The following is a 12,518-nucleotide window of genomic DNA, read 5'->3' on the forward strand; positions in this document are numbered from 1 at the left end:
CCCGCCGGCCGAGAAGCCGGTGCCCCGGCCCCGCGCGAGCGGGAGCCGGGGCACCGGACGGTCAGGCTGCGGGGCGGGTCAGGAAGCCGACGCCGCGTCCGCGGACTGGGCCTTCAGGGCGCGGTCCACGCCCGAGCGGGACTCCGAGACCAGGCGGCGCAGGGCCGCGTTCGGCTCCGCCGAGGCCAGCCAGGCGTCCGTCGCGGCCAGGGTCTCCCGGGAGACCTGGAGCGAGGGGTACAGGCCCACCGCGATCTGCTGGGCGATCTCGTGGCTGCGGTTGTCCCAGATCCCCTTGACCACCGCGAAGAACTTCTCGGTGTACGGGGCCAGCAGCTCGCGCTGGTCGGTCTGGACGAAGCCGCCGATCACCGCTTCCTGCACCGCGTTGGGCAGGTCCGCGGACTCCACCAGCGAGGCCCACGCCTCGGCCTTGGCCTCGGCCGTAGGGCGCGCGGCCCGCGCCGTGGCCGCGTGGCGCTCGCCCGCCGCCGTACGGTCGCGCTCCAGTTCCGCGTCGATGGCCGCGTCGCCCAGGACACCCGTAGCGACGAGGCGCTCCAGGAACGCCCACCGCAGCTCGGTGTCCACGACCAGGCCCTCGATCTCCGCGGCACCGTCCAGCAGCGCGGACAGGTACGTCAGCTGCCCCTCGGTGCGGGCCGTCGCCGCGAACGCGCGGGCCCATGCAAGCTGGTGGTCGCTGCCCGGCTCGGCGCCGCGCAGGTGCTCCAGGGAGGCCTCGGTCCAGGTCGCCAGGCCCTGCTCCCGCCACGCCGGGTCGGCGTACAGGTCGACGGCCAGCTTCACCTGCCGGTGCAGCGACTGGACGACGCCGATGTCCGACTCCTTGCCGATGCCCGAAAGGACCAGGGCGAGGTAGTCGCGCGTCGCCAGCTCGCCGTCGCGGGTCATGTCCCACGCCGAGGCCCAGCACAGCGCCCGCGGCAGCGACTCGGTGAAGTCGCCCAGGTGCGCGGTGACGTTCTCCAGCGAGACCTCGTCCAGGCGGACCTTGGCGTACGACAGGTCGTCGTCGTTCAGCAGCACGACGGCGGGACGGGTCCGGCCGAGCAGCTCCGGAACCTCGGTCAGCTCACCGTCGATGTCCAGCTCGATCCGGTCCGTACGGACGAGCTTGCCGCCGTCCAGGTCGTACAGGCCGATCGCGATCCGGTGCGGCCGCAGCGTCGGCTCGCCCTTCGCGCCCGCGGGCAGCGCCGGAGCCTCCTGGCTGACCGTGAACGCGGTGATCGTGCCGTCCGCGGCCGTCTCGATGCGGGGGCGCAGGACGTTGATGCCGGCGGTCTCCAGCCACGCCTTCGACCAGGCGGTCAGGTCGCGGCCCGAGGTCTTCTCCAGGGCGCCCAGCAGGTCCGACAGGCGCGTGTTCCCGAACGCGTGCGCCTTGAAGTACGCCTGCACGCCCTTGAAGAAGGCGTCCGTGCCCACATAGGCGACGAGCTGCTTGAGCACCGAGGCGCCCTTGGCGTACGTGATGCCGTCGAAGTTGACCAGGACGTCGTCCAGGTCACGGATGTCGGCCATGATCGGGTGCGTGGACGGCAGCTGGTCCTGCCGGTACGCCCAGGTCTTCATCGAGTTGGCGAAGGTCGTCCACGCCTGCGGCCACTTCGTGCCCTCGGCGGAGGCCTGGCAGGCGACGGAGGTGTACGTCGCGAACGACTCGTTCAGCCACAGGTCGTTCCACCACTCCATGGTGACCAGGTCGCCGAACCACATGTGCGCGAGCTCGTGCAGGATCGTCTCGGCGCGGCCCTCGTACGCCGCGTCCGTCACCTTCGAGCGGAAGACGTACTGGTCGCGGATGGTGACCGCGCCCGCGTTCTCCATCGCGCCCGCGTTGAACTCGGGGACGAAGAGCTGGTCGTACTTGGCGAACGGGTAGTCGTACGCGAACTTCTCCTGGAACCAGTCGAAGCCCTGGCGCGTCACGTCGAAGATCGCTTCGGCGTCCAGGAACTCGGCCAGCGACGGGCGGCAGTAGATGCCGAGAGGCACCGACTGGCCGTTCGCGCCCTCGTACGAGCTGTGCACCGAGTGGTACGGGCCGGCGATCAGGGCCGTGATGTACGTGGAGATGCGCGGCGTCGGCTCGAAGCGCCAGACGTTGTCCTTGACGTCCGCGGCCTCCGGCGTCGGGGAGTTCGAGATGACCGTCCAGCCCTCGGGGGCCGTCACGGTGAACTGGAACGTCGCCTTCAGGTCGGGCTGCTCGAAGCTGGCGAACACGCGGCGCGCATCCGGAACCTCGAACTGGGTGTACAGGTAGGCCTGCTCGTCGACCGGGTCGACGAAGCGGTGCAGGCCCTCGCCCGTGTTGGTGTAGGCGCATTCCGCGACGACGCGGAGCTCGTTGGCGCCGGCCGCGAGGTGGTTCAGCGCGATGCGGGAGTCCCGGAAGACCTCGGCCACGTCCAGCGACTTGCCGTTCAGGACGACCTCGTGCACGGCCGGCGCGACCAGGTCGATGAAGGTCTCGGCGCCGGCCTCGGCCGACTGGAACCGCACGGTGGTCACGGACGGGTACGTGCCGCCCTCCTGCGCACCGCTGAGATCGAGTTCGACCTCGTACGAGTCGACGGTGAGCAGCTTCGCCCGCTGCTGAGCCTCTTCACGGGTGAGATTCGTGCCAGGCACGCGGTCATCTCCTTTGATGGTGACGTTGCCCCGCCATCCTTCCATGTGGGCCGACCGGGCGCCCTTGAGTAATCCACAGGCGAAACGCGACGTCCGATTTCCGCCAGCTTCACCGCATCCGGACGCGCACTCTGGACGCCATGACCCCACATTCCGCGCCCCGACCGGCGCTCCACGCCGCACGTCCCGTCGCCCCCGCGACCCTCGCCGGGCTGCGCGCCCGTGACGACGCCGGCCGGCCCTTCCGGCCGTACGAGGACCCCGAGGGCGGCGCCCCGCTCCGCTGCTGCCTGCGCCGCAGCCGCCCCGGGGAGCGGATCGCCCTCGTCTCGTACGCGCCGCTGCGCCGCTGGGCGGCCGAGCAGGGCGTCGACCCGGGTGCGTACGACGAGCAGGGCCCGGTGTTCATCCACGCCGCCGACTGCGGCGGCCCGGCCGGGGGCTCCGGCCACCCCTTCGCCCAGCCCGGAGCACTGCGCACGGCCCGCCGCTACGACGCCGGGGGGCACATCCTGGGCGGCCGAGCCCTGTCCCTCGGCGAGGACCCGGACGCGGTGCTGGAGCAGGCCCTGGCGGAGGCCTTCTCCGACCCGGAGGTCGCCCTCGTGCACGTCCGCGCGACCGAGTTCGGCTGCTTCCTCTTCGAGGTCCGCCGGCCCTGACGACCGGTGGGAACACGGGAAGGGGCGGCACCTTCCGGTGCCGCCCCTTCCCGCGCGTGATCGGGCTCAGCCGCGGAGCTCCTGCGCGACCAGCTCGGCGATCTGGACCGCGTTCAGGGCAGCGCCCTTGCGGAGGTTGTCGCTTGAGAGGAACAGCGCGAGGCCGTTCTCGGCCGTCTCGTCGACGCGGATGCGGCCCACGTACGAGGCGTCCTTGCCCGCGGCCTGCAGCGGGGTCGGGATCTCCGAGAGCTCGACGCCCGGGGCGTCCTTCAGCAGCTCGTACGCGCGCTCCACGCTGATCGGGTGCGCGAAGCGGGCGTTGACCTGGAGGGAGTGGCCGGAGAAGACCGGCACGCGCACGCAGGTGCCGGAGACCTTGAGCTCCGGGATCTCCAGGATCTTGCGCGACTCGTTGCGGAGCTTCTGCTCCTCGTCGGTCTCGAAGGAGCCGTCGTCGACGATCGAGCCCGCGAGCGGGAGCACGTTGAAGGCGATCGGGCGCTTGTAGACACCGGGCTCGGGGAAGGCGACGGCCTCGCCGTCGTGCACGAGCGCGGTCGCCTCGTCGGCGACGGCCTTGACCTGGCCGTCGAGCTCGGCGACGCCCGCCACGCCGGAGCCGGAGACGGCCTGGTAGGTGGTGGCGATGAGCGCGGTCAGGCCGGCCTCGTCGTGCAGCGGACGGAGCACCGGCATCGCGGCCATGGTGGTGCAGTTCGGGTTCGCGATGATGCCCTTGGGGCGGTTCTTGACCGCGTGCGGGTTGACCTCGGAGACGACGAGCGGCACGTCGGGGTCGCGGCGCCAGGCGGAGGAGTTGTCGATCACGACCGCGCCCTGGGAGGCGACCTTCTCGGCGAGGGCCTTGGAGGTGGCGCCGCCCGCGGAGAACAGGACGATGTCCAGGCCCGAGTAGTCGGCCGTGGAGGCGTCCTCGATGGTGATCTCCTTGCCCTCCCATTCGAGGGTCGAGCCCGCGGAACGGGCCGAGGCGAACAGCCGCAGCTCGTCCACCGGGAACTTGCGCTCGGCGAGGATGCCGCGCATGACTGCGCCGACCTGACCGGTGGCTCCGACGATTCCGACCCTCACGGTGACTCCTTCTGCTCCGTACGACGCGTGCGCGCGTGAAGCCATCATGCGTTCGACCCCACGAGGCTTGTCCAATCCATTGTCCGAGGAACGGACGGTGTCCCCGGTGTGAACCCCCGTGACACGTTCGTGGCGGCCGTGTTGCATCCCCGCCGAACGCCCGTTTTGCCAGGTCGCGGCTGGTTACGGTCCGGTCTGTCGCGTCCGGTCGCCGGACGGGCACTTACGGATATCGAACTCGGGGAGAACCATCGTGCGCGCCTTCCGCCACCGTCGCAGCCACCGCCGCCGGTCCATACCGGCGCTCGCCGCCCTCGCGGCCGCCGCCGTCGCCGCACCCGTCCTGCTGTCCGCCACCCCGGCGGCCGCCCATCCGCGCGAGGGCCGGCTGGCCAAGGAGCTGGTGTCGGAGGTCACCGCCCGAGGCGCCTACCGCCACCTGGCGAAGTTCCAGCAGATCGCGGAGGCCAACGGGGGCAACCGGGCCGCGGGCACGCCCGGCCACGCCGCCTCGGCCGCGTACGTCCACGACACCCTCAAGAAGGCCGGCTACCAGGTCGCTTACCAGGACTTCGACATCTACGAGGCGCACACGAAGACGGAGAGGACCACCGTCCTCGGCGCGCAGCCGCGGGAGCTGGCCACCGCCGCGTTCACCTTCACCAAGTCCACCCCGGCCGGCGGCCTGACCGCCCCGATCGCCCTCGCCCGGGTCGACGAGACCCCGGGCTGCGACGCGGCCGACTACCCGGCCGGGGCCTTCACCGGGAAGATCGCCCTGGTCAAGCGGGGTGCCTGCACCTTCGTGGAGAAGCAGAAGGCCGCCGCGGCGGCCGGCGCCCTCGGTGTGATCGTCTACAACCACAGCGGCACCACCCCGGTCCGGGGCGGGTTCTCCTCACCAGCCGAGGGGATCATCCCGAGCGCCGGGCTCGGCCTCGCCGACGGTGAGGCGCTGGCCGCGGCAGCCGCCGCGGGCGAGGTGACCGTACGCCTGGACCTGGACCAGGAGCACGTGAAGAAGACCACCCGCAACGTGGTCGCCGAGACCAGGGGCGGCCGCTCCGACCGCGTGGTCACCGTCGGCGCCCACCTGGACTCGGTCCCCGAGGGCCCGGGCATCAACGACAACGGCTCCGGCTCCGCCGGCCTGCTGGAGGTCGCCCTCAAGCTCGCGGACGAGGGCGCCGACAAGAAGGGCAAGGGCCCCGCGAACAAGGTCCGCTTCGCCTGGTGGTCGGCCGAGGAGCTCGGCCTGCTGGGCTCCGAGCACTACGTGGCGCAGCTGTCCGACCGGCAGAAGAAGGACATCGCGCTCTACCTGAACTTCGACATGATCGCCTCGCCCAACCCGGTCCAGTTCGTCTACGACGGCGATGACTCGGACAAGGTGGGCGAGGGCGCCGGCCCGGCCGGCTCGGCGCAGATCGAGGCGCTCATCAACGGCTTCCTCGACAAGAAGGGCAAGCCGCACGAGGGCAGTGACTTCGACGGCCGCTCGGACTACGGCCCGTTCATCGCGAACGGCATCCCGGCCGGCGGTACGTTCACCGGCGCCGAGGGCATCAAGACCGCCGAGCAGGCCAAGCGGTACGGCGGCACGGCCGGCGCCCCGTACGACCCGAACTACCACGGGGCGGGCGACACCCTGAAGAACCTGGACCTGAAGGCCTTCGACACCAACCTGGACGTCATCGCCCACGCGGTGGGCACGTACGCCCAGGACCTGAGCTCGCTGGGCAAGTAGCCGGCGGCGCTCCCGAGGGGGGAACGGCGAAGGGGCGGGCGCCCGATCCGGGCGCCCGCCCCTCCGTCATGCGATCAGCCGGTCATCCGTTACGGGGTGACCTTCTCGATCTGGACGCTGCCGGTGCCGGCGGCGGTGCCGCGGGCGTTGAGCAGCTTGACCTCGCCGAAGAACTGACGGCCCTCGGGGGCCGGAGCGGCGGCGACGACGTTCGCCGTGACGGACGCCGAGGCGCCGTTGGCGAGGTTCACCGCGGCGCCCGCGTCGACCTGGACGGAGCCCAGGGTGGACGAGAAGTACACGTCGCGGTAGTTGAACGTGGTGGAGCCGGACGGAACGGCGTAACCGTCCACCTGGATGGTGTAGGTGCCGGCGGCCGGGTTGAGCAGGGTCACGGCCTCCTCGGAGTCGCCGTCGGCGGAGGAGCCGACCTTCACGCCGTCCTTGAGGACGGTGAGGTCGAGGTCGGCACCGGTGTCGGAGACACCGCCGATGGCCACGTCCAGGCGGGAGACGCCCTCACCGATGGTGACGGTGCTGGTCTGGGTCTCGCCGTTCGCGATGGTCGGCTTGGCGACCTTCGCGGAACCGAGCGGGCCGCCCTGGAGCTTGCCGCCGGAGATGGCCGCGGCCTCGTTCTTGATGGTCCACTGGACCGGGGCCGGCGTGCCCTGCTTGACCTCGGGCAGGACCTTGACCGCGGGGTCGAAGGCCGCGCCGAGGACGGAGACGTCCAGCTTGAACGGGTTGTCGAGCAGCGGCGACGTACGGCGCGACTCGACCTCGATCTCCCAGACGCCCGGCGTCGGGTTCTCGTACGAGCGCAGGTCGGGGCGGCACTTGTTGGCCGGGTTGTCGTAGTTCGGGTAGCACTGCGTCGTCGCGCTGTCCTCGACGCCCACACCGTACGGGTGGATCGAGATGAAGCGCGTCTGGCTGCCCGCCTTGAGACCGCCGAGGGCGACCTCGAGGGACTTCGCGCCCTGCGGAACGGTCACGAAGTACGACTTGTGGCTGTTGCGCTGGACCGAGGAGGTGTCCGACATCGTGAACGACGGCTTCGCCAGCGGCGTGGAGGCGACGACCGTGGTCAGGATCTGCTTGTCGATGCCCTCGGTGGTCTCGTCGTCCAGCTGCAGGATGCCGCTGTGGACGCCGGCCGACTTCGGGTTGGCCTCGACCTTGATGGTGACCGGCTTGTTCAGCGGCAGCGTGACGTAGTCGTAGCCGCCGACGACCTTGAACGTGCCGTCGTTGTTGCGCCAGGTCAGGTCGTGCCGGGTGCCGTACTTGACGCCCGTGGTGCGGGTGACGACGACGTCGTAGACCTTCTTCTGGCCGACCTTGAGACCGCCCTCGCGGTCGTAGACGCCGGTGCCGAAGCCCGGGGTCTTCAGGAACTGGTCGATCGCGGTGTCGACCGGGGCCTTGACGGTGAACTCGTTGGCCTTGGCGCCGCGCTGGAGGGACTCCCACGCGTCGACGATGTTGATCAGGCCCGCGCCCTGGGCGTGCGCCGGGACGTCGGCGATCTTCTTCGCGGTGCTGGTGAGCGCCACGCGCAGGCTCGCCGGGGTGACCGTCACGTGCTGCTGCTTGGCGGCCGAGAGCAGCAGGGCGCTGGCGCCCGTCGCCTGCGGCGAGGACATCGAGGTGCCCTGCAGCATCGAGTAGCCGGCCGGGAGGTTGTAGCCGGCCTCCTTCACCGGGGAGCCGGGCAGCCAGGTCTGCGTGGTGTTGATGGCCGCGCCGGGGGCGGTGATGGTCGGCGTGAAGCCGCCGTCCTCACGCGGACCGCGCGAGGAGAACGGGAACATGTCGTACTTCTTGGTCACGCCGGAGCCGTAGTTCGCGGCCCAGGTCTCCTTGGAGACCGCGGCACCCACGGAGATGACCTTGTCCGCGAGACCGGGGTCGCCGATGGTGTTGACACCGGGGCCCTCGTTGCCCGCCGAGATGACGAGCTGGACACCGTAGGTGTCGATGAGGTTCTTGTAGAGCTCGGCGCGGGCGTTGTTGCCGTCGTTCAGCGCCGGCAGGCCGCCGATGGACATGTTGACGATGTCCACACCGCGGTTGACGACGAGGTCGATCATGCCCTCGGTCAGCGCGACGTTGGTGCAGCCGCCGGACCAGGAGCAGGCGCGCGAGGAGACGATCTTCGCGCCGGGCGCCTCGCCGTTCATCTTGCCGCCGAAGAGGCTGTTGGCGGCGGTGATGCCGGCGACGTGCGTGCCGTGCTCGGACTCGATGATGCCGATGTTGACGAAGTCGGCCTTCTTGCCGACCCAGTCCCCGCCGAGCGGGTCCATCGGGACGTCCTTGCGGATCTGGATCACGAACGGGATCCGCTCGGCGACATCGGTCGCCGGGTTGTCCGTGCCGAAGTAGCCGATCTGGTAGCCGTCCTTGTACGGCTTCATCGGCTCGTTGTTCGTGAAGTCGCCGTCCTGGTCGGTGTCGACGCGGACGGTGCCGGCGGCGGCGTCGTAGAGCATGCCGAACCGGTCGGTGGTGTCCCCGTCCCGGTTGACGTCGCCCTTCGCGTCACCGGTGGCGGTGATCGACTCGCTGAACCGGCTCCACTGGTACGAGCCCTCCGGCGCCTTCCAGCTCTGGCCGCCGGCGCTGAAGGTGCCGCCCGCGGCCGTGACCGGGGTGATCTGCGCGCGCCAGGTGGCGTCGTTGTCCGTGATCGGGTCGGTCGCGGTGACCCAGTCGACGATCTTGCGCTCGCCGGTGGTGGTCTTCTGGAGCGCCGGGTGGCCGAGGTCGACGCCCGAGTCCAGGATGCCGATGGTCACGCCGCGGCCGTCGGCCTGCGGGTTCTTGGCGACGAAGTCCACCGCGCCCGTCTCGAAGGACGGGTTGTACGGGTTCTTCGCGGGGGTGTTCTTGTCCGGCCCCGGGTAGGTCTCGGAGGCGGTCTTCCCCACCGACCCCGAGTCCTTGCCCGCGTCGGGACGCGGGTCCGAGAGCTGGATTTCGTGCTTGAGGTCCAGGGCGTGCACCGAGGACAGCTTCGCGGCCGCCTTCAGCGCGGCCTCGGCCTTGGCGGTCGGCAGCGTGGCCCGCACGTAGCCGAGCTTGTCGTTCGTCTGGCCGATCGAGGCGCCCTGGACCGCGCCGAGCTGGTCGGCGACCTGCTTGGTCTGGCCGGGGGCGGTGGCCACCATGACGGTGACGGTCGCGTCACCCTTGGCCTTGGCCTGCTGGAGCAGTTCCGCGTCCGCCGAGCCGATCTTCTCGTCGGCGGACTTGACGGCCGGGGTCGTGCCCGGGGTGCCGGCGGGGCCGGTCGCCGCGAACACGGGCATCGCGCCGGCGGTCGCCAGCGCGGCGACCAGGCCGGCCGCGGCCGCGACGCGCGCGACGCGTCTGGCCCCGGATATGGAGCTGGGGGATTCGAGGGTCATCAGCATCCCTGGATAAGTGAAAGATACGGTCCGGATTTCGGTGCCGGATGACCGGTCAGCTTTGCGCAACCGACCGCTCTTTGGGGAGGCTTGTCATTGACCGAGACCTGACATGGCGGACTCTCGCCAGGTGGGATCATGCGCCATCGAGGCCGTACCGGGGCGTCCTCGTACGAATCACAGGGGTTGAAAAGTTGCTTTGTCGACTTCCCGACCTCATTGCGAGGATGGTCCGAAGATCGGTCTCAGATCGGGTGTGACAACTTCCGGGCCGTCAGCGCACGCGCGTGCGCGCGTAGTGTCGCGAGGCCTTCGCCCGGTTTCCGCACACGGACATGGAGCACCATCGCCGCGTGCCGTTGCGCGAGGTGTCGTGGAAGTGCAGCACGCACGACTCGGAGGCGCACTTGCGGATCCGCTCGGGCGCCGCGCCCAGCAGCTCCAGGTAGTCACGGGCGGCCGTCCAGGCCGGACCCCAGGCCGGGTCCTCGAACTCGGCGCGCTCGCCCGGCCCTTCAGGGGTCAGGGTGGCCCGGATCCGGCCGTGCTCCAGGACGGCGTCGACCAGGGCGCGTGCGCTCTCGTCGGCCGGGTCCGCGACCGCGCGGGCGAGTGACTCCCGGGCGGTCAGCAGGTGGACGAGGGTGGCGGCGTCGGCGCGGAAGCGGTCGGCCAGCCCGGTGCTGCGCAGCCAGATCGCGAGCCCCTCGACCCGGGTCAGCCCGAAGGCGCCGGCGAAGAGGTCGGTGACCTCGCCGTCCTGCGTCCAGCGCGTGTTCAGCAGGTCCAGTGAGACCGGCTCTCCCGTCAGGGGGCGGGGGTCCGCCGCCGCTGTCGCCATCGCGCCGCTCCTCCGCAGGTACCAGCTAACCCCTCAAGGGTACGTGACCGGTTGACGCCGTCGGCTCTAACCTTTAAATTTAATTTAGAAGGTTAGAGGAGGCTGTGTCATGGACCGGTACCACCAGGGCTCGCTGGCCGTGCAGGAACGCGTGGGGGTGCGCGAGCTCGCCGAGCACGTCGGCCGTTCGATCGGCGTGGGCATCAAGGACGCCGCCGCGGCCTTCCTGGGGCTGCAGCCGCACCTGGTCGTCGGCGCCGCCGACGGGGCGGGACGCGTGTGGGCCTCGCTGCTCACCGGCGCGCCCGGTTTCGTCCGGGCCACGGGGCCGTACCGGATGGCGGTCGCCGGCGGCGTGCCGGCCGGGGACCCCCTCGCCGAGGTGCTGGCCACGGCCGGTACCGGGGTCGGGACCATCTCCCTCGACCCGCGCACCCGGCGCCGGATGCGCCTGGGCGGGACCCTGGAGGTGACCGCGCGCGGGTTCGCGGTCGAGACGGAACGGGTCTTCGCCAACTGCCCCAAGTACATCCAGAAGCGGCAGCCGCTGGAGCTGGTCGCCGAAGGGGCCGGTGTCGTGCGGCGCGGGCTCGCGCTCACCCCCGGCCAGGAACGGGCCGTCCGGGCCGCCGACACCTTCTTCGTCGCCACCACCGCCGGGAACGGGGTCGACGCCAGCCACCGGGGCGGGATGCCGGGATTCGTCGAGGTGCTCTCGCCCGTCGAGCTGTCCTGGCCGGACTATGCGGGCAACGCCATGTTCCTGACCCTGGGGAACCTGGCCTCCGATCCGCGGGCCGGGCTGCTGTTCCCGGACTGGGAGAGCGGGGCGGTGCTCCAGCTCAGCGGCAGCGCCCGGACCGAGTACGGGCCCGACGGCGGTCGGAGCATCCGCTTCCGGGTCGACTCGGTGGTGGAGGCCCTGCATCCCGGGCGGCTGCGCTGGAGCGCCCCGGAGTACTCGCCGGCCAATCCGGCGCTGCCGCCTCACCGGGGGAGTACGACCAGGTAGGCGGCGGGCTCGCGGTCGGCGGACGCCGTCAGGGCGGTGCGGACCACCGCGGCCTGCTGCTCGGGCCAGTCGCGCAGCTTGCGCGGGGTGATGTGCAGGACGGTCACGCCGAGCCGCTCCAGCGTCTCGCGCTTGTGGACGGCTTCCGAGAACTGCTCGTCCTCGCCCTGCCGGGGCGCGCGGGTGTCGATCTCGACGGCGACCGCCTGGTCGGGCCAGTACGCGTCGACCCCGCCCAGGTGCGGGCCGCCGGGCAGGCGCAGGTCCACGTTCCAGACCGGCTCGGGGAGTTCGTAGCCCCGCACGAGCTGGTACAGCCGGTCCTCGGCGATGGCCCGGCCCTCCGCGAGCAGGGACTCGACGGCGTCCACGACGCGCGGGCGGTTCAGCAGCCGTGCCACCGTCAGCTCCCGTACCACGGCGGAGGGTTCGCAGTGGCCGCCGCGGACCGCCTCGCTGAGCAGGCGGCGTACGGTGCCGGCGTCGGAGAGCTGGGCGACCGCGTCGGCCAGCGCCCGGGCCACGGGGGCGACGGGCACCCCGGTCACCTGCTGCGGGCGCGGCGGGGTGTGCGTCCGTACGATCCGCACGGCGTCGACGGAGCGGAGCCGGCGGGTGTGGGGCACCAGTACGTCGATCTGCGTGAGCGCGGGCAGCGCGGGTGCGGAGCCGAACCGGTACAACGCGAGGGCCGCGAGCCCGGTGATCATGGCCTCGCCGCCGCGGCGCCCCGCGTACAGCAGTGCGGCATGCAGGCGCTCCTCGCCGGTCGCGGTGCCCGGGTGGAGGAGGAACACCCCGGGCAGGATCTCCTGCCAGGGCCGCTCGGCGGCTTCGGAGGCGCTGATGCCGTGCTCGCGGAGCTGGGCGAGGCTCATGACGCGGGGGCGGCTGCCGGTGAGGTGGGCGAGCGGGAGGGGCGCGTTGTGGTTCATGCGGCGGAGATTCCCGCTTGGGCGGGCCCCGCTAACCCCTGTTACACGCTCGTCGACAAATCGGGACAAGCCCGCACTAAAGTACGGCCGTTCGAAAGCCGATACCGCCGTTCCCATCCGTCGGCGGGCCGGCCGCCCAGGGCGGCCGG

General features: G+C 71.4%; 8 protein-coding genes. 3 read left to right on the plus strand and 5 right to left on the minus strand.

Features of this window, described 5'->3' with window-relative positions:
- Window positions 1–78 precede the first annotated feature (78 nt).
- Window positions 79–2,661, minus strand: a complete 2,583-nt coding sequence (gene pepN, locus ACFXGI_RS29640; RefSeq protein WP_384713062.1) for an aminopeptidase N — start codon at window positions 2,659–2,661, stop codon at window positions 79–81.
- 140 nt (window positions 2,662–2,801) lie between these two features.
- Here pepN and ACFXGI_RS29645 point away from each other — a divergent pair, with 140 nt between their 5' ends.
- Window positions 2,802–3,323: a DUF1203 domain-containing protein gene (locus ACFXGI_RS29645; RefSeq protein WP_384713065.1), complete on the plus strand. Its 522-nt coding sequence runs from the start codon at window positions 2,802–2,804 to the stop codon at window positions 3,321–3,323.
- A gap of 66 nt (window positions 3,324–3,389) precedes the next feature.
- On the opposite strand, the gene ACFXGI_RS29650 is transcribed toward ACFXGI_RS29645, so the two are convergent.
- The gene (locus tag ACFXGI_RS29650) at window positions 3,390–4,418 is read right to left on the minus strand and encodes an aspartate-semialdehyde dehydrogenase (RefSeq protein WP_384713068.1); all 1,029 of its coding nucleotides are present in this window, start codon (window positions 4,416–4,418) and stop codon (window positions 3,390–3,392) included.
- A 253-nt stretch (window positions 4,419–4,671) separates the two neighbouring features.
- Between ACFXGI_RS29650 and ACFXGI_RS29655 the strand changes: the two genes are divergently transcribed.
- Window positions 4,672–6,165, plus strand: coding sequence for a M28 family metallopeptidase (locus ACFXGI_RS29655; protein WP_384713071.1), 1,494 nt, complete (start codon window positions 4,672–4,674; stop codon window positions 6,163–6,165).
- 89 nt (window positions 6,166–6,254) lie between these two features.
- Here the strand turns inward: ACFXGI_RS29655 and ACFXGI_RS29660 are convergent, their stop codons facing one another.
- Together ACFXGI_RS29660 and ACFXGI_RS29665 are read right to left on the minus strand one after the other, a co-directional pair.
- Entirely contained in the window at window positions 6,255–9,581 is a 3,327-nt protein-coding gene (locus ACFXGI_RS29660) for a S8 family serine peptidase (protein WP_384713074.1), read from the minus strand.
- A gap of 274 nt (window positions 9,582–9,855) precedes the next feature.
- Window positions 9,856–10,422 (minus strand): CGNR zinc finger domain-containing protein, encoded by a 567-nt coding sequence (locus ACFXGI_RS29665; protein ID WP_384713077.1) that lies wholly within the window; start codon window positions 10,420–10,422, stop codon window positions 9,856–9,858.
- Between the two features lie 109 nt (window positions 10,423–10,531).
- Between ACFXGI_RS29665 and ACFXGI_RS29670 the strand changes: the two genes are divergently transcribed.
- Window positions 10,532–11,434, plus strand: a complete 903-nt coding sequence (locus ACFXGI_RS29670; RefSeq protein ID WP_384713080.1) for a pyridoxamine 5'-phosphate oxidase family protein — start codon at window positions 10,532–10,534, stop codon at window positions 11,432–11,434.
- On the opposite strand, the gene ACFXGI_RS29675 is transcribed toward ACFXGI_RS29670, so the two are convergent.
- Window positions 11,410–12,369 carry a hypothetical protein gene (locus ACFXGI_RS29675; protein WP_384713083.1) on the minus strand — a complete coding sequence of 320 codons (960 nt, stop codon included), beginning with the start codon at window positions 12,367–12,369 and terminating at the stop codon, window positions 11,410–11,412. The genes ACFXGI_RS29670 and ACFXGI_RS29675 overlap by 25 nt on opposite strands.
- Window positions 12,370–12,518: the final 149 nt, after the last annotated feature.

The sequence above is a fragment of the Streptomyces sp. NPDC059355 genome, from assembly GCF_042752335.1.
Lineage (GTDB): Bacteria > Actinomycetota > Actinomycetes > Streptomycetales > Streptomycetaceae > Streptomyces.